21 protein-coding genes and 1 tRNA gene are annotated in these 19851 nt (G+C 41.4%); all 22 read left to right on the top strand.

Annotated elements, in window-relative coordinates; all coding sequences use genetic code 11:
* Positions 1-28 precede the first annotated feature (28 nt).
* The 22 genes from INE92_RS16410 to rplP all read left to right on the top strand — a co-directional run bounded on the left by INE92_RS16410 (position 29) and on the right by rplP (position 19851).
* Positions 29-101: transfer RNA gene (locus INE92_RS16410), tRNA-Trp, on the top strand.
* Positions 102-115: 14 nt separating this feature from the next.
* Positions 116-307 (top strand): preprotein translocase subunit SecE, encoded by a 192-nt coding sequence (gene secE / locus INE92_RS16405; protein WP_004296363.1) that lies wholly within the window; start codon positions 116-118, stop codon positions 305-307.
* Between the two features lie 17 nt (positions 308-324).
* Positions 325-867, top strand: a complete 543-nt coding sequence (gene nusG, locus INE92_RS16400; RefSeq protein WP_004296362.1) for a transcription termination/antitermination protein NusG — start codon at positions 325-327, stop codon at positions 865-867.
* A 61-nt stretch (positions 868-928) separates the two neighbouring features.
* On the top strand, positions 929-1372 hold the full coding sequence (gene rplK / locus INE92_RS16395; protein ID WP_004296361.1) for a 50S ribosomal protein L11: 444 nt from the start codon (positions 929-931) through the stop codon (positions 1370-1372).
* 15 nt (positions 1373-1387) lie between these two features.
* Positions 1388-2086, top strand: coding sequence for a 50S ribosomal protein L1 (rplA, locus tag INE92_RS16390; protein ID WP_004310894.1), 699 nt, complete (start codon positions 1388-1390; stop codon positions 2084-2086).
* A 15-nt stretch (positions 2087-2101) separates the two neighbouring features.
* Positions 2102-2620, top strand: a complete 519-nt coding sequence (rplJ, locus tag INE92_RS16385) for a 50S ribosomal protein L10 (RefSeq protein WP_004310893.1) — start codon at positions 2102-2104, stop codon at positions 2618-2620.
* Positions 2621-2667: 47 nt separating this feature from the next.
* Entirely contained in the window at positions 2668-3042 is a 375-nt protein-coding gene (gene rplL / locus INE92_RS16380) for a 50S ribosomal protein L7/L12 (protein ID WP_004296358.1), read from the top strand.
* 104 nt (positions 3043-3146) lie between these two features.
* Complete coding sequence (gene rpoB, locus INE92_RS16375; protein ID WP_004310892.1) at positions 3147-6959, top strand: DNA-directed RNA polymerase subunit beta; 3813 nt, start codon at positions 3147-3149, stop codon at positions 6957-6959.
* A 106-nt stretch (positions 6960-7065) separates the two neighbouring features.
* Positions 7066-11349, top strand: coding sequence for a DNA-directed RNA polymerase subunit beta' (gene rpoC / locus INE92_RS16370; RefSeq protein WP_004310891.1), 4284 nt, complete (start codon positions 7066-7068; stop codon positions 11347-11349).
* 146 nt (positions 11350-11495) lie between these two features.
* The gene (locus tag INE92_RS16365) at positions 11496-11804 is read left to right on the top strand and encodes a DUF3467 domain-containing protein (protein ID WP_004296354.1); all 309 of its coding nucleotides are present in this window, start codon (positions 11496-11498) and stop codon (positions 11802-11804) included.
* A gap of 136 nt (positions 11805-11940) precedes the next feature.
* The gene (gene rpsL, locus INE92_RS16360) at positions 11941-12351 is read left to right on the top strand and encodes a 30S ribosomal protein S12 (protein ID WP_002558078.1); all 411 of its coding nucleotides are present in this window, start codon (positions 11941-11943) and stop codon (positions 12349-12351) included.
* Between the two features lie 143 nt (positions 12352-12494).
* The gene (rpsG, locus tag INE92_RS16355; protein ID WP_004296352.1) at positions 12495-12971 is read left to right on the top strand and encodes a 30S ribosomal protein S7; all 477 of its coding nucleotides are present in this window, start codon (positions 12495-12497) and stop codon (positions 12969-12971) included.
* Positions 12972-13016: 45 nt separating this feature from the next.
* Positions 13017-15134 (top strand): elongation factor G, encoded by a 2118-nt coding sequence (fusA, locus tag INE92_RS16350; RefSeq protein WP_004310890.1) that lies wholly within the window; start codon positions 13017-13019, stop codon positions 15132-15134.
* 80 nt (positions 15135-15214) lie between these two features.
* Complete coding sequence (gene rpsJ, locus INE92_RS16345) at positions 15215-15520, top strand: 30S ribosomal protein S10 (protein ID WP_002558075.1); 306 nt, start codon at positions 15215-15217, stop codon at positions 15518-15520.
* An 18-nt stretch (positions 15521-15538) separates the two neighbouring features.
* Positions 15539-16156: a 50S ribosomal protein L3 gene (gene rplC / locus INE92_RS16340; protein WP_004313455.1), complete on the top strand. Its 618-nt coding sequence runs from the start codon at positions 15539-15541 to the stop codon at positions 16154-16156.
* Positions 16156-16782: a 50S ribosomal protein L4 gene (gene rplD, locus INE92_RS16335; protein ID WP_004313456.1), complete on the top strand. Its 627-nt coding sequence runs from the start codon at positions 16156-16158 to the stop codon at positions 16780-16782. The genes rplC and rplD overlap by 1 nt, the downstream gene beginning before the upstream one ends.
* Before the next feature lie 16 nt (positions 16783-16798).
* Positions 16799-17089 (top strand): 50S ribosomal protein L23, encoded by a 291-nt coding sequence (rplW, locus tag INE92_RS16330; RefSeq protein ID WP_004296347.1) that lies wholly within the window; start codon positions 16799-16801, stop codon positions 17087-17089.
* Between the two features lie 5 nt (positions 17090-17094).
* Positions 17095-17919 (top strand): 50S ribosomal protein L2, encoded by an 825-nt coding sequence (gene rplB / locus INE92_RS16325; RefSeq protein ID WP_195436375.1) that lies wholly within the window; start codon positions 17095-17097, stop codon positions 17917-17919.
* Between the two features lie 20 nt (positions 17920-17939).
* Positions 17940-18209: a 30S ribosomal protein S19 gene (rpsS, locus tag INE92_RS16320; protein ID WP_004296345.1), complete on the top strand. Its 270-nt coding sequence runs from the start codon at positions 17940-17942 to the stop codon at positions 18207-18209.
* A gap of 36 nt (positions 18210-18245) precedes the next feature.
* Entirely contained in the window at positions 18246-18656 is a 411-nt protein-coding gene (rplV, locus tag INE92_RS16315) for a 50S ribosomal protein L22 (RefSeq protein WP_004296344.1), read from the top strand.
* Positions 18657-18661: 5 nt separating this feature from the next.
* Complete coding sequence (gene rpsC, locus INE92_RS16310; RefSeq protein ID WP_004296343.1) at positions 18662-19393, top strand: 30S ribosomal protein S3; 732 nt, start codon at positions 18662-18664, stop codon at positions 19391-19393.
* Between the two features lie 23 nt (positions 19394-19416).
* Positions 19417-19851 (top strand): 50S ribosomal protein L16, encoded by a 435-nt coding sequence (gene rplP / locus INE92_RS16305; RefSeq protein WP_004291234.1) that lies wholly within the window; start codon positions 19417-19419, stop codon positions 19849-19851.

Raw genomic sequence — 19851 nt, 5'->3', positions numbered from 1 at the left:
TTTTCCATCGGGAACTGATTATGTACACACGGGAGTAGCTCAGTTGGTAGAGCACCGGTCTCCAAAACCGGGTGTCGGGAGTTCGAGCCTCTCCTCCCGTGCTAATATTATTGAAATGAAAAAGGTAATAGCTTATATTAAAGAATCTTACGACGAACTTGTACATAAAGTATCGTGGCCTACGTATTCTGAACTTGCTAACAGTGCAGTAGTTGTTTTATATGCTTCCCTGCTTATTGCATTGGTAGTATGGGGTATGGATGTCTGTTTCCAGAACTTCATGGAAAAAATCGTTTATCCACATTAAAAAATTAGGAATTGAAAATGGCTGAGATTGAAAAGAAATGGTACGTTCTACGTGCTATTAGCGGTAAAGAAGCTAAGGTAAAGGAATATCTTGAAGCTGATCTTAAGAACAGCGACCTTGGTGAATATGTATCTCAGGTATTGATTCCTACTGAAAAAGTTTACCAGGTTCGCAATGGTAAAAAAATTGTGAAGGAAAGAAGTTATCTTCCTGGCTACGTTTTAGTGGAGGCTGCTTTGGTTGGTGAGGTCGCTCATCACCTGCGCAATACTCCGAATGTGATAGGCTTTTTAGGCGGCTCCGAAAAACCGGTGCCTCTCAGACAATCAGAAGTGAATCGTATACTTGGTACAGTGGACGAACTGCAGGAAACGGGTGAAGAACTCAATATTCCGTACGTAGTGGGAGAAACTGTAAAAGTTACTTTTGGACCTTTCAGCGGATTCAGTGGCATCATTGAAGAAGTGAATAGTGAAAAAAAGAAACTAAAGGTCATGGTGAAGATATTCGGGCGCAAAACACCGCTTGAATTGGGCTTTATGCAAGTGGAAAAGGAATAACGCGGAATTGTTACGCTGTTGTTGTTCTTCGTTTAATGTTTATATATAAATCAATAAAAAAATGGCTAAAGAAGTTGCTGGACTAATCAAGTTACAGATTAAAGGAGGCGCTGCAAATCCATCACCTCCCGTTGGACCTGCTTTGGGTTCTAAGGGTATCAATATCATGGAATTTTGCAAGCAATTCAATGCCAGAACCCAAGACAAAGCAGGTAAGATTTTACCTGTTATCATTACTTACTACGCAGATAAGTCTTTCGATTTTGTAATCAAGACTCCTCCCGTTGCTATTCAATTACTTGAAGTAGCTAAGGTAAAGAGTGGTTCTGCTGAGCCTAACCGTAAGAAAGTTGCCGAGCTTACTTGGGAACAGGTTCGTACGATTGCTCAGGACAAAATGGTTGACTTAAACTGTTTTACTGTGGAAGCTGCCATGAGAATGGTTGCAGGTACAGCTAGAAGTATGGGTATCGCTGTAAAAGGGGAGTTCCCGGTTAATAATTAATAAACTTCAATTGTAATGGGTAAACTGACAAAAAATCAAAAGTTAGCTGCAGAAAAGATTGAAGCAGGGAAAGCATACTCACTGAAAGAAGCTGCATCTTTGGTAAAAGAAATCACTTTTACTAAGTTTGATGCTTCACTGGATATTGATGTACGTTTAGGTGTTGACCCACGTAAAGCTAACCAGATGGTGAGAGGTGTTGTTTCACTTCCTCATGGTACTGGTAAAGAAGTGCGTGTGTTGGTACTTTGTACACCGGATGCTGAAGCTGCTGCAAAAGAAGCTGGTGCTGACTACGTTGGTCTTGACGAATATATTGAAAAGATCAAAGGTGGATGGACTGATATTGATGTAATCATCACTATGCCATCTATCATGGGTAAAATTGGTGCGCTCGGTCGTGTTCTCGGTCCTCGTGGATTGATGCCGAACCCTAAGAGTGGTACTGTAACTATGGATGTTGCTAAGGCTGTAAAAGAAGTAAAACAAGGTAAGATTGACTTTAAAGTTGATAAGAGCGGTATCGTTCACACTTCTATCGGTAAGGTATCATTCAGTCCTGATCAGATTCGCGACAACGCGAAAGAGTTCATCTCTACTCTGAACAAACTGAAACCGACCGCAGCAAAGGGTACATATATTAAGAGTATTTATCTTTCTAGTACAATGAGTGCGGGTATTAAAATCGACCCGAAATCAGTGGATGAAATCTAATAAAACAGAGAAATAATGAGAAAGGAAGATAAAAGTACGATTATAGAGCAAATTGCTGCTACAGTAAAGGAATATGGTCACTTCTACTTGGTAGACGTTACAGCTATGAACGCTGCTGCTACCAGTGCATTGAGAAGAGATTGTTTTAAATCAGACATCAAATTGATGTTGGTTAAAAACACGCTGCTTCACAAAGCACTTGAAAGCTTGGAAGAAGACTTCTCACCTCTTTACGGTTCTTTGAAAGGTACTACTGCTGTTATGTTTAGCAATACTGCAAACGTTCCTGCTAAGTTAATCAAAGACAAAGCGAAAGACGGTATTCCCGGACTGAAAGCTGCATATGCAGAAGAAAGCTTCTACATTGGTGCTGATCAATTGGATGCTCTCGTTTCAATCAAGAGTAAGAATGAAGTTATCGCCGATATCGTTGCCCTGTTGCAATCTCCGGCCAAGAATGTTATTTCTGCTCTTCAATCAGGTGGTAACACCCTTCACGGAGTTCTCAAGACTCTTGGTGAACGTCCCGAATAATTTTCAAAAATCAACAAAGTATTTAAACAATTAAAATCATACAAAAAATGGCAGATTTGAAAGCTTTTGCAGAACAATTAGTTAACTTGACAGTAAAAGAAGTTAATGAACTTGCAACTATCCTTAAAGAAGAATACGGTATTGAACCTGCTGCTGCAGCTGTAGCTGTTGCTGCTGGTCCTGCAGCTGGTGCTGCTGCCGCAGAAGAAAAAACTTCTTTCGACGTAGTATTGAAGAGCGCTGGTGCAGCTAAACTTCAAGTAGTTAAGGCCGTTAAGGAAGCTTGTGGTCTTGGTTTGAAAGAAGCTAAAGACTTGGTAGACGGTGCTCCTAGCACAGTAAAAGAAGGTTTGGCTAAAGACGAAGCAGAATCATTGAAGAAAACATTGGAAGAAGCTGGAGCTGAAGTTGAACTTAAATAACATTGGCCTGGTAATCAGGTAATTCGGTTAGGAATCCTTCACAAGAGGATTCTTAACCTTTTTGTGTATATATTTCAAATTAAGTTCTCCAAATTCATTGACAGATGTCTTCAAATACTGTAAATCAAAGAGTTAATTTTGCTTCGACTAAGAATCCGCTAGAATACCCGGATTTCCTGGAAGTACAATTGAAGTCATTCCAAGACTTTCTACAATTAGATACCCCACCTGAAAAGCGTAAGAATGAGGGATTGTATAAAGTATTTGCTGAAAACTTCCCTATTGCCGATACAAGAAACAATTTTGTTCTTGAGTTTCTGGACTATTATATTGATCCGCCGCGTTATACCATTGATGATTGTATAGAGCGTGGGCTTACTTATAGTGTTCCCTTAAAAGCGAAACTTAAGCTTTACTGTACGGACCCCGATCATGAGGATTTTGATACAGTGATTCAGGACGTATTCCTCGGCCCGATTCCTTATATGACTGATAAGGCTACTTTCGTCATTAACGGTGCCGAACGCGTAGTTGTGTCACAGCTTCACCGTTCTCCGGGTGTGTTCTTCGGTCAGAGTGTACATGCCAATGGTACGAAACTTTATTCGGCTCGTATTATTCCGTTTAAGGGTTCGTGGATTGAGTTTGCTACTGACATCAATAATGTGATGTACGCATACATCGACCGTAAGAAGAAATTGCCGGTGACTACATTGTTGCGTGCAATTGGCTTCGAGAATGACAAAGATATTCTTGAGATTTTCGATCTTGCAGAAGATGTGAAGGTAAACAAGACAAATCTGAAGAAGGTGTTAGGCCGTAAACTGGCTGCACGTGTCTTGAAAACATGGATTGAAGATTTCGTTGATGAAGATACCGGTGAAGTGGTTTCTATTGAACGTAACGAAGTTATTATCGACCGTGAAACCGTACTGGAAGAGGAGCATATTGATGAAATTTTGGAGTCGGGAGTTCAGAACATTCTTTTGCATAAGGATGAACCGAATCAGTCCGATTTCTCTATCATATATAATACGTTGCAGAAGGACCCGAGTAACTCGGAAAAAGAAGCTGTGTTGTATATCTACCGTCAGTTGCGTAATGCCGATCCGGCTGATGACGCAAGTGCAAGGGAGGTTATCAACAACTTGTTCTTCTCAGAAAAACGATATGACCTTGGTGATGTAGGCCGTTACAGAATCAACAAAAAGTTGAATCTGACGACTGATATGGACGTGCGTGTCCTCACGAAGGAAGATATTATTGAAATCATCAAATATCTGATTGAGTTGATTAACTCAAAAGCAGATGTGGATGATATTGACCACTTGAGTAACCGTCGTGTACGTACTGTTGGTGAACAGCTTTCTAATCAGTTTGCTGTGGGGCTGGCACGTATGTCTCGTACGATTCGTGAACGTATGAACGTTCGTGACAATGAAGTGTTTACTCCGATTGATTTGATTAATGCGAAGACTATTTCTTCAGTAATCAACTCATTCTTCGGAACGAACGCGTTGTCGCAGTTCATGGACCAGACAAACCCGCTGGCTGAAATTACGCACAAACGTCGTATGTCTGCCCTTGGTCCTGGTGGTCTTTCCCGTGAACGTGCCGGATTTGAGGTTCGTGACGTTCACTATACACACTATGGTCGTCTTTGTCCGATTGAGACTCCTGAAGGTCCGAACATCGGTTTGATTTCTTCATTGTGTGTATTTGCTAAGATTAATGAGCTAGGATTCATTGAAACTCCCTACCGCAAGGTGGAAAATGGGAAAGTGGATCTTTCTGATAACGGTCTGATTTATCTGACTGCTGAAGAAGAGGAAGAAAAGGTTATTGCGCAGGGAAATGCTCCGTTGAATGACGATGGTACATTCGTACTTAATAGAGTTAAGTCTCGTCAAGATGCAGATTTCCCGGTTGTTGAACCATCTGAAGTTGACTTGATGGACGTTGCTCCTCAGCAGATTGCATCTATTGCAGCTTCTTTGATTCCATTCTTGGAACATGATGATGCTAACCGTGCATTGATGGGATCGAACATGATGCGCCAGGCGGTTCCTTTGTTGAGAAGTGAAGCTCCAATCGTAGGTACAGGTATCGAACGTCAGCTGGTAAGAGACTCTCGTACCCAGATTACCGCAGAAGGCGATGGTGTGGTTGACTATGTGGATGCTACTACTATCCGTATTTTGTATGACCGTACGGAAGACGAAGAATTTGTAAGTTTCGAACCTGCTTTGAAGGAATATAGAATACCTAAGTTCCGTAAGACTAACCAGAACATGACGATTGACTTGCGTCCGATTTGTGACAAGGGCCAGCGTGTGAAGAAAGGTGATATCTTGACTGAAGGTTATTCTACTGAAAAGGGTGAATTGGCATTGGGTAAGAACCTGTTGGTAGCTTATATGCCTTGGAAGGGTTACAACTATGAGGATGCTATCGTATTGAACGAACGTGTGGTACGCGAAGACTTGTTGACTTCAGTTCACGTAGAGGAATATTCTCTGGAAGTTCGTGAAACAAAACGTGGTATGGAAGAGTTGACTTCTGATATCCCGAATGTAAGTGAAGAAGCTACCAAAGACTTGGATGAAAACGGTATCGTAAGAATCGGTGCTCGTATCGAGCCGGGTGATATCATGATTGGTAAGATTACGCCGAAGGGTGAATCTGATCCTTCTCCGGAAGAAAAACTGCTTCGGGCTATCTTCGGTGATAAGGCAGGTGACGTGAAAGATGCTTCTTTGAAAGCTTCTCCTTCTTTGAAAGGTGTGGTGATTGATAAGAAACTTTTCTCACGTGTGATTAAGAATCGTAGCTCTAAACTGGCCGATAAAGCATTGTTGCCTAAGATTGATGATGAATTTGAATCTAAGGTAGCTGACTTGAAACGTATCCTGGTTAAGAAACTGATGACTTTGACTGAAGGTAAGGTTTCTCAAGGTGTGAAAGACTATTTGGGTGCGGAAGTTATTGCGAAAGGTTCTAAGTTCAGTGCTTCTGATTTTGATTCACTTGACTTTACTTCTATTCAATTGAGCAACTGGACAAGTGACGATCATATTAACGGTATGATTCGTGATCTGGTGATGAATTTCATTAAGAAATATAAAGAGCTGGATGCTGAATTGAAACGTAAGAAGTTTGCTATTACAATTGGTGATGAACTTCCTGCTGGTATTATCCAGATGGCAAAAGTATATATTGCTAAGAAACGTAAGATTGGTGTGGGTGATAAGATGGCTGGTCGCCACGGTAACAAAGGTATTGTATCCCGTGTTGTTCGTCAGGAAGATATGCCGTTCTTGGCTGATGGTACTCCGGTTGACATCGTGTTGAATCCGTTGGGTGTGCCTTCTCGTATGAACATTGGTCAGATTTTTGAAGCTGTACTCGGACGTGCCGGAAAAACGTTGGGCGTGAAATTCGCGACTCCTATTTTCGACGGTGCTACCATGGAAGATCTGGATCAGTGGACAGACAAGGCAGGATTGCCTCGCTACTGTAAGACTTATCTTTGTGATGGTGGTACAGGTGAGCAATTTGACCAGGCAGCTACTGTGGGCGTAACTTACATGTTGAAGTTGGGCCACATGGTTGAAGACAAGATGCATGCTCGTTCTATCGGTCCGTACTCATTGATTACTCAGCAACCTCTTGGTGGTAAAGCTCAATTCGGTGGTCAGCGTTTCGGAGAAATGGAGGTTTGGGCACTCGAAGGTTTCGGTGCTGCCCATATCTTGCAGGAAATCCTGACTATCAAATCTGATGACGTGGTAGGACGTTCGAAGGCTTATGAAGCAATTGTGAAAGGTGAACCGATGCCACAACCTGGTATTCCGGAATCCTTGAACGTATTGTTGCACGAGTTGAGAGGTTTAGGTTTGAGTATCAACCTAGAATAAAATAATGAAAGAATGTGAGATGTCAATGTACCGATGAAGGTCTGTTGGCATCCGCACTTTTTTCAATTTCCAATGATTCAATTATCAAATCTCAATTATATAGAGTATGGCTTTTAGAAAAGAAAATAAGACGAAAAGTAATTTCTCGAAGATCTCAATTGGTCTGGCTTCTCCGGAAGAAATCCTTGAGAATTCGAGTGGTGAAGTTTTGAAGCCTGAAACCATTAATTACCGTACGTACAAACCCGAACGTGACGGTTTGTTCTGCGAGCGCATTTTTGGTCCTATCAAGGATTATGAATGTCATTGCGGTAAATACAAGCGTATCCGTTATAAAGGTATCGTCTGCGACCGTTGTGGTGTGGAAGTTACTGAAAAGAAAGTGCGCCGTGAACGTATGGGACATATCCAGCTGGTTGTGCCGGTGGCTCACATCTGGTATTTCCGTTCGCTTCCTAATAAAATCGGTTATTTGCTCGGATTGCCGACAAAGAAACTGGATTCGATTATATACTACGAACGTTATGTTGTTATTCAGCCGGGTGTGAAAGCTGAAGATGGCGTAGCTGAATATGATTTGCTTTCTGAAGAAGAATATCTGGATATTCTGGATACGCTTCCGAAAGACAATCAGTATCTTGAAGATAATGATCCGAATAAATTTGTTGCAAAGATGGGAGCCGAAGCTATTTATGATTTGCTGGCTCGTTTGGATCTGGATGCTTTGTCTTACGAACTGCGTCACCGCGCCGGAAACGATGCGTCTCAGCAACGTAAGAATGAAGCTTTGAAACGTCTTCAGGTAGTAGAATCGTTCCGCGCATCACGTGGACGTAACAAACCGGAATGGATGATCGTACGTATCGTACCGGTTATTCCGCCCGAACTTCGTCCGTTGGTTCCGCTGGATGGTGGCCGTTTTGCTACATCTGACTTGAACGACCTTTATCGTCGTGTGATTATCCGTAACAACCGTTTGAAACGACTGATTGAAATCAAGGCTCCGGAAGTAATCTTGCGTAATGAAAAACGTATGCTTCAGGAATCTGTCGATTCTTTGTTTGATAACTCACGTAAGTCAAGTGCTGTGAAGACAGACGCCAACCGTCCGTTGAAGTCATTGTCTGACAGTTTGAAAGGTAAACAGGGACGTTTCCGTCAGAACTTGCTGGGTAAACGTGTTGACTACTCTGCTCGTTCCGTAATCGTCGTTGGTCCGGAATTAAAGATGGGTGAATGCGGTATTCCTAAATTGATGGCTGCCGAATTATACAAGCCGTTTATTATTCGCAAGCTCATCGAACGTGGTATCGTTAAGACTGTTAAGTCTGCAAAGAAAATCGTAGACCGCAAAGAGCCGGTGATTTGGGATATCTTGGAACATGTAATGAAGGGACACCCCGTACTGTTGAACCGTGCTCCGACCTTGCACCGTTTGGGTATTCAGGCTTTCCAGCCTAAAATGATCGAAGGTAAAGCTATCCAGTTGCACCCGTTGGCATGTACGGCATTCAACGCCGACTTTGACGGTGACCAGATGGCTGTTCACTTGCCTTTGAGTAATGAAGCAATTCTTGAAGCACAAATGTTGATGCTTCAATCACATAATATATTGAATCCGGCAAACGGTGCGCCTATTACTGTGCCTGCACAGGATATGGTTCTTGGTTTGTACTATATTACTAAGTTGCGTGCCGGTGCAAAAGGTGAAGGTTTGACATTCTACGGACCGGAAGAAGCGTTGATCGCTTACAATGAAGGTAAGGTAGATATTCATGCTCCGGTGAAGGTTATCGTGAAAGACGTTGATGAAAATGGTAACATTGTAGACGTAATGCGCGAAACTTCAGTAGGACGTGTGATTGTGAATGAAATCGTTCCACCTGAAGCTGGTTATATCAATACAATTATCTCTAAGAAATCTCTTCGTGATATTATTAGTGATGTAATTAAGGTATGTGGTGTGGCTAAGGCTGCCGACTTCCTGGATGGAATCAAGAATTTAGGTTATCAGATGGCGTTCAAGGGTGGTTTGTCATTCAACTTGGGTGATATTATCATTCCGAAGGAAAAAGAAACTTTGGTACAGAAAGGTTACGACGAAGTTGAACAAGTCGTAAACAACTATAACATGGGTTTCATTACCAATAACGAACGTTACAATCAGGTAATTGATATTTGGACACATGTGAACTCCGAGTTGTCTAATATCCTGATGAAGACTATTTCTTCGGACGATCAGGGTTTCAACTCTGTATATATGATGCTTGACTCTGGTGCCCGTGGTTCTAAAGAGCAGATTCGTCAGTTGTCAGGTATGCGTGGTTTGATGGCAAAACCGCAGAAAGCAGGTGCTGAAGGTGGTCAGATCATCGAGAACCCGATTTTGTCGAACTTTAAAGAAGGACTTTCGGTGTTGGAGTACTTTATCTCTACCCACGGTGCTCGTAAAGGTTTGGCGGATACCGCTTTGAAGACTGCCGATGCTGGTTATTTGACTCGTCGTCTGGTGGACGTATCACACGATGTGATTATTACAGAAGAAGACTGCGGTACACTCCGCGGATTGGTTTGTACGGACCTTAAGAATAACGATGAGGTTATTGCTACTCTGTACGAACGTATCTTAGGCCGTGTTTCCGTACATGATATTATTCATCCTACCACAGGTGAATTGCTTGTTGCCGGTGGTGAAGAAATCACAGAAGAAGTAGCCAAGAAGATTCAGGAGTCTCCGATCGAGAGTGTTGAAATCCGTTCGGTATTGACTTGTGAAGCTAAGAAGGGTGTTTGTGCTAAATGTTACGGACGTAACCTGGCAACGAGCCGCATGGTTCAGAAGGGTGAAGCTGTTGGTGTAATCGCTGCTCAGTCTATTGGTGAGCCGGGTACACAGTTGACATTGCGTACATTCCACGCCGGTGGTACTGCTGCAAATATTGCAGCTAACGCCAGTATCGTTGCTAAAAATAATGCACGTCTTGAATTTGAAGAGTTGCGTACAGTAGATATCGTTGACGAGATGGGTGAATCTGCAAAAGTGGTAGTAGGTCGTTTGGCCGAAGTGCGTTTTGTGGATGTGAATACCGGTATCGTTCTTTCTACTCATAACGTACCTTATGGTTCAACACTGTATGTAAGCGACGGCGACTTGGTAGAAAAAGGCAAACTGATTGCTAAGTGGGACCCGTTCAATGCTGTTATTATCACAGAAGCAACCGGTAAGATCGAATTTGAGGGCGTGATTGAAAACGTTACTTATAAGGTTGAATCGGATGAAGCAACAGGTCTTCGTGAAATTATTATTATTGAATCCAAGGATAAAACCAAAGTTCCTACCGCTCATATCTTAACAGAGGACGGTGATTTGATCCGTACTTATAACTTACCGGTAGGTGGTCACGTTATCATCGAGAATGGTCAGAAGGTAAAAGCCGGTGAAGTAATCGTGAAGATTCCGCGTGCCGTAGGTAAGGCGGGTGATATCACGGGTGGTCTTCCTCGTGTTACTGAATTGTTTGAAGCTCGTAACCCGTCAAATCCGGCTGTCGTTTCTGAAATCGACGGTGAGGTGACAATGGGTAAGATCAAACGTGGTAACCGTGAAATCATCGTAACTTCCAAGACGGGTGAGGTTAAGAAGTATCTGGTTGCACTGTCTAAGCAGATTCTGGTACAGGAAAATGACTATGTACGTGCTGGTACTCCGTTGTCTGACGGTGCTACTACTCCGGCAGATATCTTGGCAATCAAGGGTCCTACAGCTGTACAGGAATATATCGTGAATGAAGTTCAGGATGTATACCGCTTGCAGGGTGTGAAGATCAATGATAAGCACTTTGAGATTATCGTTCGTCAGATGATGCGCAAAGTACAAATTGATGAACCGGGAGATACTCGCTTCCTCGAACAGCAAGTCGTAGACAAACTGGAATTCATGGAAGAAAATGATCGTATCTGGGGCAAGAAAGTCGTAGTGGATGCTGGTGATTCTCAAAATATGCAAGCTGGACAGATTGTAACTGCCCGCAAGTTGCGTGATGAGAATAGTATGTTGAAACGTCGTGACTTGAAGCCGGTTGAAGTTCGTGACGCTGTTGCTGCTACCTCTACTCAGATCCTTCAAGGTATCACGCGTGCTGCTTTGCAAACATCAAGCTTTATGTCGGCTGCTTCCTTCCAGGAAACAACGAAAGTATTGAATGAAGCTGCTATCAATGGTAAGATCGATAAGCTTGAAGGTATGAAGGAAAATGTGATCTGTGGTCACTTGATTCCTGCCGGTACCGGACAGCGCGAGTTCGAAAAGCTCATCGTTGGATCAAAAGAAGAGTATGACCGTATCTTGGCTAACAAGAAAACAGTACTTGACTACAATGAAGTAGAATAAATACAATTCAATTGACTATATGAAAAGGAGCAGTTGCCTGATTGGGCAATTGCTCCTTTTTTTATTTCTTTTTTACTCGCGTGTATTATCATTAGTTTCAGGAAAAATGTGTTATTTTGCAGGATAACTTTTTAATCATATTAAATATGGAAGAACAAAATAACAACGGACAATTACAGATTGAATTGAGAGAAGAGGTTGCACAGGGAACTTATGCAAATCTTGCTATTATTACTCATTCGAGTTCTGAATTCATCCTTGACTTCGTGCGCGTAATGCCGGGCATACCGAAGGCTGGTGTGCAATCTCGTATTATTGTGGCTCCGGAGCACGCAAAACGCCTGCTGCGGGCATTAGAAGATAATATAGCAAAGTATGAGCGCGTATTCGGTCCGATTCGTACTTCGGATGAACCCCCTATTTCTCCTTTGACGGGTGTAAAAGGCGAAGCGTGAGGATGATATAAAAACATTAAAAAAGAAAAAAAAGTTGTAGCGCATTGAATATTCAAATATTATTCGTATTTTTGCAGCCCAAAATGTATAGTTACGAAATTAATATAACAATAATATAAATCAAAAAACAATTAAAATGCCTACAATTCAGCAATTAGTAAGAAAAGGACGCGAAGTGCTGGTGGAGAAAAGTAAATCTCCAGCCTTGGATTCATGTCCTCAAAGACGTGGCGTTTGCGTGAGAGTATACACTACTACTCCGAAGAAGCCGAACTCTGCAATGCGTAAAGTAGCTCGTGTACGTTTGACTAACCAAAAAGAGGTGAACTCATACATTCCGGGAGAAGGACACAACTTGCAGGAACACTCAATCGTTTTGGTACGTGGTGGTCGTGTAAAAGACCTTCCGGGTGTGCGTTATCACATTGTACGTGGTACACTTGATACAGCAGGTGTTGCTGGTCGTACTCAAAGACGTTCTAAATATGGTGCTAAGCGTCCGAAACCAGGACAAGCTGCTGCTCCTGCTAAGGGTAAGAAAAAATAAGGATTAAGACCTAATTAAAATTAAAGTAATAACTTACGTTTTAGTTTGTTGGAAATGCTAAAGGTTGAGTAAATTCTCCGGAGGGAGAGTTGAAGAAGTCAAGAAGTAGACAACCAAGAACAAAAACATTATTTTTCAAACAAATGAGAAAAGCAAAACCAAAAAAACGCCTGATTCTTCCGGATCCTGTGTTTAATGACCAAAAGGTTTCCAAGTTCGTGAACCACTTGATGTATGATGGAAAGAAAAATACATCTTATGAAATCTTTTATGCCGCTTTGGAAACAGTGAAAGCAAAACTTCCTAACGAAGAAAAATCAGCTCTCGAAATCTGGAAAAAGGCTTTGGATAATGTAACTCCGCAAGTGGAAGTAAAGTCTCGCCGTGTAGGTGGTGCTACTTTCCAAGTTCCTACTGAAATCCGTCCGGATCGTAAAGAATCAATCTCTATGAAGAATTTGATTCTGTTTGCTCGCAAAAGAGGTGGTAAATCAATGGCTGACAAGTTGGCTGCTGAAATTATGGATGCCTTCAATGAACAAGGCGGTGCATACAAACGTAAAGAAGATATGCACAGAATGGCAGAAGCTAACCGTGCATTTGCTCATTTTAGATTCTAATACTGTAAGAAACCTAATATAAACTTAAAGTAAAGGAATTAGAAGATGGCTAAACATGATTTACATTTAACTCGTAATATCGGTATCATGGCTCACATTGATGCCGGAAAAACAACTACTTCTGAACGTATCCTGTTCTACACTGGATTGACTCACAAAATTGGTGAAGTTCATGATGGTGCTGCTACTATGGACTGGATGGAACAGGAGCAAGAACGTGGTATCACTATTACATCCGCTGCTACAACAACAAGGTGGAAATATGCTGGTGATACTTATAAAATTAACTTGATTGACACTCCGGGACACGTTGACTTTACCGCAGAGGTAGAACGTTCATTGCGTATCCTTGATGGGGCTGTAGCTGCTTACTGTGCTGTTGGTGGTGTTGAGCCTCAATCAGAAACTGTATGGCGTCAGGCTGATAAATATAACGTTCCTCGTATTGCTTATGTTAATAAGATGGACCGTTCTGGTGCTGACTTCTTTGAAGTAGTTCGTCAGATGAAGGATGTTCTTGGAGCTAATCCGTGTCCGATTGTTGTTCCTATCGGTGCTGAAGAATCTTTCAAAGGTCTTGTTGACCTTATCAAAATGAAAGCTATCTATTGGCATGATGAAACAATGGGGGCTGACTACAGTATTGAGGAAATCCCTGCAGAACTTATCGATGAAGCTAACGAGTGGAGAGATAAGATGCTTGAAAAAGTAGCAGAATTTGATGATGCTTTGATGGAGAAATATTTCGATGATCCTTCTACTATTACTGAAGAAGAAGTATTGAGAGCTCTTCGTAATGCAACAGTTCAGATGGCTGTAGTTCCTATGCTTTGCGGATCTTCTTTTAAGAACAAAGGTGTTCAGACATTGCTTGATTATGTTTGTGCTTTCTTGCCTTCTCCACTTGATACAGAGAACGTAATAGGTACAAATCCTAATACGGGAGCTGAAGAGGATCGTAAACCAAGTGATGATGAAAAAACATCTGCTTTGGCGTTTAAGATCGCAACTGACCCATATGTAGGTCGTTTGACTTTCTTCCGTGTTTATTCTGGTAAAATTGAAGCAGGTTCTTATATCTACAACTCTCGTTCTGGTAAGAAAGAACGCGTTTCTCGTCTGTTCCAGATGCACTCCAACAAACAGAACCCGGTTGAAGTAATCGGTGCTGGTGATATTGGTGCAGGTGTAGGCTTTAAAGATATTCGTACTGGGGATACTTTGTGTGATGAAACAGCTCCGATAGTACTTGAGTCTATGGACTTTCCGGAACCGGTTATTGGTATCGCTGTAGAACCTAAGACTCAGAAAGATATGGATAAACTGTCTAACGGTTTGGCTAAATTGGCTGAAGAAGACCCGACATTTACTGTGAAAACAGACGAACAGACAGGTCAGACAGTTATTTCTGGTATGGGTGAGCTTCACTTGGATATTATCATTGACCGTTTGAAACGTGAATTCAAGGTAGAATGTAATCAAGGTAAGCCTCAGGTTAACTATAAGGAAGCTATCACGAAGACAGTTAACTTGCGTGAAGTGTACAAGAAGCAGTCTGGTGGACGTGGTAAGTTTGCTGATATCATTGTGAACATTGGTCCGGCTGATGCGGATTTCACTTTAGGTGGTTTGCAGTTTGTTGATGAAGTGAAGGGTGGTAATATTCCTAAGGAATTTATCCCAGCAGTTCAGAAAGGCTTTACAAATGCTATGAAGAGTGGTGTTTTGGCAGGCTACCCATTGGATTCATTGAAAGTGACTTTGGTTGATGGTTCATTCCACCCGGTTGACTCTGACCAGTTGTCATTTGAAATCTGTGCAATGCAGGCTTATAAAAATGCATGTGCTAAGGCAGGTCCTGTTTTGATGGAACCTATCATGAAACTGGAAGTTGTAACTCCGGAAGAAAACATGGGTGATGTTATCGGTGACTTGAACAAACGTCGTGGACAGGTTGAAGGTATGGAATCTAGCCGCTCTGGCGCTCGTATCGTGAAAGCGATGGTTCCACTGGCGGAAATGTTTGGTTACGTAACAGCTTTACGTACTATTACTTCTGGTCGTGCAACCTCGTCAATGACCTACTCTCATCACGCTCAGCTTTCTTCTTCTATTGCTAAGGCTGTATTGGAAGAAGTAAAAGGACGCGCTGATTTACTCTAAAATATCTAAAGTAGCAGGCTAGCGAATGACTCTTAGCCTGCCGCTTTATCTTATTATAAATGTATTAATTAAAAAAAATAATGAGTCAGAAAATTAGAATTAAATTGAAATCTTACGACCACAACTTGGTTGACAAGTCAGCTGAGAAAATTGTAAGAACTGTAAAAGCTACAGGTGCTATCGTTAGCGGTCCAATACCTCTGCCTACGCACAAACGTATCTTTACTGTGAACCGTTCGACTTTCGTAAATAAAAAGTCTCGTGAGCAATTTGAACTCTCTTCTTATAAGAGATTAATCGACATCTATAGCTCAACAGCTAAGACAGTAGATGCTTTGATGAAGTTGGAATTGCCAAGTGGTGTGGAAGTAGAAATTAAAGTTTGATAATTAAAAATTAGTGAAATGCCAGGATTATTAGGAAAAAAAATCGGAATGACATCCGTTTTCAGTGCCGATGGTAAAAATGTACCATGCACTGTTATCGAAGCAGGTCCTTGTGTTGTTACTCAAGTTAAAACTGTAGAAAAAGATGGCTATGCAGCTGTTCAGTTGGGTTTCCAGGACAAAAAGGAAAAACATACAACTAAACCGTTGATGGGACATTTTAAAAGAGCAGGAGTAACACCGAAGAGACACTTGGCTGAGTTCAAAGAATTTGAAACAGAGTTGAATTTGGGTGATACCATTACTGTAGAAATGTTTAACGACGCTAGCTTTGTTGACGTTGTTGGTACTTCTAAGGGTAAGGGTTTTCAGGGTGTAGTAAAAAGACATGGTTTTGGTGGTGTGGGTCAAGCTACTCACGGTCAGCATAATCGCGCTCGTAAACCGGGTTCTATCGGTGCTTGTTCTTACCCTGCAAAAGTATTCAAAGGAATGCGCATGGGTGGACAACTTGGTGGTGACAGAGTCACTGTACAAAACTTGCAGGTATTAAAAGTAATCGCGGATCATAACCTTCTTTTGGTTAAAGGTTCTATCCCGGGTTGCAAAGGTTCAATCGTATTAATTGAGAAATAATGGAAGTTAACGTATATAACATTAAAGGTGAAGACACTGGGAGAAAGGTTACGTTAAACGAATCTATCTTCGGAATTGAGCCCAACGACCACGCTATTTATTTGGACGTAAAACAATTTATGGCTAATCAGCGTCAGGGTACTCATAAGTCAAAAGAAAGAAGTGAAATCAGTGGTTCAACTCGTAAGATCGGTCGTCAGAAAGGTGGCGGTGGAGCGCGCCGTGGTGATATGAACTCACCTGTTCTTGTAGGTGGTGCTCGTGTTTTCGGTCCGAAACCAAGAGACTACTTCTTTAAGTTGAATAAAAAAGTTAAGACACTGGCTCGTAAGTCAGCTTTGTCTTATAAAGCTCAAAACGATGCAATCGTTGTCGTTGAGGATTTCACATTTGAAGCTCCTAAGACAAAAGATTTCGTTGCAATGACAAAAAATCTTAAAGTTTCCGATAAAAAGCTACTTGTAATTTTACCGGAAGCAAATAAAAACGTATATTTGTCAGCTCGTAACATCGAGGGTGCTAATGTACAGACTATCTCAGGATTAAATACTTACAGAGTATTGAATGCTGGGGTTATTGTGCTTACAGAAAACTCTCTGAAGGCTATTGACAATATCTTAATTTAAAAAGGAGGCTTAAATAATGGGAATTATTATTAAACCGTTGGTAACAGAGAAAATGACTGCAATCACAGATAAGCTGAATCGTTTCGGCTTTGTTGTACGTCCTGAAGCTAACAAACTGGAAATTAAGAAGGAAATTGAAGCTCTTTATAATGTTACTGTAGTTGATGTGAATACTGTGAAGTATGCTGGCAAGAATAAGAGCCGTTATACCAAAGCAGGTATCATCAATGGTCGTACGAATGCTTTCAAAAAAGCAATCGTGACATTGAAAGAAGGAGATACTATTGATTTTTATAGCAATATTTAATAAAAATGGCAGTACGTAAATTTAAGCCCACAACACCGGGGCAAAGACATAAAATTATTGGTACTTTCGAAGAAATTACTGCATCAGTACCAGAAAAGTCTCTTGTATATGGTAAGAAATCATCTGGTGGTCGTAACAGCGAAGGTAAGATGACTATGCGCTACATTGGTGGCGGTCATAGAAAGGTGATTAGAATTATTGATTTCAAGAGAAATAAGGACGGTGTTCCAGCAGTAGTTAAAACAATCGAATACGACCCGAATCGTTCGGCTCGTATCGCTCTGTTATTTTATGCTGATGGAGAAAAAAGATATATTATTGCTCCCAATGGATTGCAAGTTGGTGCGACTCTGATGTCAGGTGAAACAGCAGCGCCAGAGATTGGTAATGCTCTTCCTCTTCAAAACATTCCGGTGGGTACTGTGATTCACAATATCGAATTACGTCCGGGACAGGGTGCTGCTCTGGTTCGTTCAGCTGGTAACTTTGCTCAGTTGACTTCTCGTGAGGGTAAGTATTGTGTAATCAAGTTGCCTTCAGGTGAGGTTAGACAGATTCTTAGCACTTGTAAAGCTACTATCGGTAGTGTAGGTAACTCTGATCATGGATTGGAAAGTTCAGGTAAAGCAGGACGTTCTCGTTGGCAAGGACGTCGTCCTCGTAACCGTGGTGTTGTAATGAACCCGGTTGATCACCCGATGGGTGGTGGTGAAGGACGTGCTTCCGGAGGTCACCCAAGATCACGTAAGGGATTGTATGCTAAGGGACTTAAGACTAGAGCTCCTAAGAAACAATCGTCTAAGTACATTATTGAGAGAAGAAAAAAGTAATCTGATTAATTGAGTAAACTATGAGTCGTTCATTAAAAAAAGGTCCATATATTAACGTTAAGCTTGAAAAGAGAATTCTTGCCATGAATGAATCAGGTAAGAAAGTCGTAGTAAAGACTTGGGCCAGAGCTTCAATGATTTCGCCTGATTTTGTAGGCCATACAGTTGCAGTTCACAATGGAAATAAATTTATTCCTGTTTATGTTACCGAGAATATGGTAGGACACAAGTTGGGCGAATTTGCTCCAACTCGTACATTCAGAGGACACGCTGGTAACAAGAAAAGATAACAGGATTTATTTGAAATAATAAAGTAATAAATAATAATGGGAGCAAGAAAAAAAATATCGGCTGAAAAAAGAAAAGAAGCCCTTAAGACCATGTATTTTGCAAAATTGCAAAATGTTCCTACTTCTCCACGTAAGATGCGTCTGGTTGCAGACATGATCCGTGGTATGGAAGTGAACAGAGCACTTGGTGTTTTGAAATTTTCTTCAAAAGAAGCTGCTGCAAGAGTGGAAAAATTGCTTCGCTCTGCAATTGCTAACTGGGAACAGAAAAACGAACGTAAAGCAGAAAGCGGTGAGTTGTTCGTAACACAGATTTTTGTTGATGGTGGAGCTACACTCAAAAGGATGAGACCGGCACCACAGGGTAGAGGTTATAGAATTCGCAAACGTTCAAATCACGTAACATTGTTCGTTGGTGCTAAAAGTAATAACGAAGATCAAAATTAAGGTAGATGGGACAAAAAGTTAATCCAATAAGCAACCGTTTAGGAATTATCAGAGGATGGGATTCTAACTGGTATGGTGGAAATGATTACGGTGATTCTTTGCTGGAAGATAGCAAAATCCGTAAATATCTTAATGCAAGACTTGCAAAAGCAAGTGTATCAAGAATCGTAATTGAACGTACGCTGAAGCTCGTTACTATTACTGTTTGCACTGCTCGCCCGGGTATTATTATCGGTAAAGGTGGCCAAGAAGTTGATAAGTTAAAAGAGGAGTTGAAGAAGGTTACCGACAAAGATATTCAAATCAATATCTTTGAAGTGAAGAGACCGGAACTGGATGCTGTGATTGTTGCTAACAACATCGCTCGCCAGGTTGAAGGTAAAATTGCCTATCGCCGTGCCATCAAGATGGCTATCGCAAACACAATGCGTATGGGTGCTGAAGGTATCAAAATTCAGATTTCAGGACGTTTGAATGGAGCTGAAATGGCTCGTTCTGAAATGTATAAAGAAGGAAGAACTCCGTTGCACACTTTCAGAGCTGATATCGACTACTGTCATGCAGAAGCATTGACTAAAGTAGGTCTTCTTGGTATCAAAGTTTGGATTTGTAGAGGTGAAGTGTTTGGTAAGAAAGAATTGGCTCCGAACTTTACACAAAGCAAAGAAAGTGGTCGTGGAAACAATAGTGGAAACAACGGCGGAAAGAACTTCAAAAGAAAGAAAAATAATCGCTAAACGAATTTGAATTTTAGGAAACTATGTTACAACCGAAAAAGACAAAATTCAGAAGACAACAAAAAGGCCGTCAGAAAGGTAATGCCCAGAGAGGCAACCAGCTGGCCTTTGGTTCTTTTGGCATAAAGGCTTTGGAGACTAAGTGGATTACAGGCCGTCAGATCGAAGCTGCTCGTATTGCAGTAACAAGATATATGCAACGTCAAGGACAGATCTGGATCCGTATATTCCCGGATAAACCGATCACTAGAAAACCTGCCGATGTACGTATGGGTAAAGGTAAAGGTGCTCCAGAGGGATTTGTGGCTCCTGTAACTCCAGGTAGAATCATTATTGAAGCTGAAGGAGTATCTTACGAAATCGCGAAAGAAGCATTGCGCTTAGCTGCTCAAAAGCTTCCTATTACAACGAAGTTTGTCGTAAGACGTGATTATGATATTCAAAATCAAAATGCGTAA

It is taken from the genome of Bacteroides xylanisolvens (genome assembly GCF_018289135.1).
Classification (GTDB): Bacteria; Bacteroidota; Bacteroidia; order Bacteroidales; family Bacteroidaceae; genus Bacteroides; species Bacteroides xylanisolvens.
Note: the sequence above shows the minus strand (reverse complement) of the source record. Positions and strands in the feature narration are given on the sequence as shown.

Bases quoted from the DNA above. Each gene is read 5' to 3' on its own strand.
- secE (WP_004296363.1), top strand. From the start codon at position 116: ATGAAAAAGGTAATAGCTTATATTAAAGAATCTTACGACGAACTTGTA.
- nusG (WP_004296362.1), top strand. From the start codon at position 325: ATGGCTGAGATTGAAAAGAAATGGTACGTTCTACGTGCTATTAGCGGT.
- rplK (WP_004296361.1), top strand. From the start codon at position 929: ATGGCTAAAGAAGTTGCTGGACTAATCAAGTTACAGATTAAAGGAGGC.
- rplA (WP_004310894.1), top strand. From the start codon at position 1,388: ATGGGTAAACTGACAAAAAATCAAAAGTTAGCTGCAGAAAAGATTGAA.
- rplJ (WP_004310893.1), top strand. From the start codon at position 2,102: ATGAGAAAGGAAGATAAAAGTACGATTATAGAGCAAATTGCTGCTACA.
- rplL (WP_004296358.1), top strand. From the start codon at position 2,668: ATGGCAGATTTGAAAGCTTTTGCAGAACAATTAGTTAACTTGACAGTA.
- rpoB (WP_004310892.1), top strand. From the start codon at position 3,147: ATGTCTTCAAATACTGTAAATCAAAGAGTTAATTTTGCTTCGACTAAG.
- rpoC (WP_004310891.1), top strand. From the start codon at position 7,066: ATGGCTTTTAGAAAAGAAAATAAGACGAAAAGTAATTTCTCGAAGATC.
- INE92_RS16365 (WP_004296354.1), top strand. From the start codon at position 11,496: ATGGAAGAACAAAATAACAACGGACAATTACAGATTGAATTGAGAGAA.
- rpsL (WP_002558078.1), top strand. From the start codon at position 11,941: ATGCCTACAATTCAGCAATTAGTAAGAAAAGGACGCGAAGTGCTGGTG.
- rpsG (WP_004296352.1), top strand. From the start codon at position 12,495: ATGAGAAAAGCAAAACCAAAAAAACGCCTGATTCTTCCGGATCCTGTG.
- fusA (WP_004310890.1), top strand. From the start codon at position 13,017: ATGGCTAAACATGATTTACATTTAACTCGTAATATCGGTATCATGGCT.
- rpsJ (WP_002558075.1), top strand. From the start codon at position 15,215: ATGAGTCAGAAAATTAGAATTAAATTGAAATCTTACGACCACAACTTG.
- rplC (WP_004313455.1), top strand. From the start codon at position 15,539: ATGCCAGGATTATTAGGAAAAAAAATCGGAATGACATCCGTTTTCAGT.
- rplD (WP_004313456.1), top strand. From the start codon at position 16,156: ATGGAAGTTAACGTATATAACATTAAAGGTGAAGACACTGGGAGAAAG.
- rplW (WP_004296347.1), top strand. From the start codon at position 16,799: ATGGGAATTATTATTAAACCGTTGGTAACAGAGAAAATGACTGCAATC.
- rplB (WP_195436375.1), top strand. From the start codon at position 17,095: ATGGCAGTACGTAAATTTAAGCCCACAACACCGGGGCAAAGACATAAA.
- rpsS (WP_004296345.1), top strand. From the start codon at position 17,940: ATGAGTCGTTCATTAAAAAAAGGTCCATATATTAACGTTAAGCTTGAA.
- rplV (WP_004296344.1), top strand. From the start codon at position 18,246: ATGGGAGCAAGAAAAAAAATATCGGCTGAAAAAAGAAAAGAAGCCCTT.
- rpsC (WP_004296343.1), top strand. From the start codon at position 18,662: ATGGGACAAAAAGTTAATCCAATAAGCAACCGTTTAGGAATTATCAGA.
- rplP (WP_004291234.1), top strand. From the start codon at position 19,417: ATGTTACAACCGAAAAAGACAAAATTCAGAAGACAACAAAAAGGCCGT.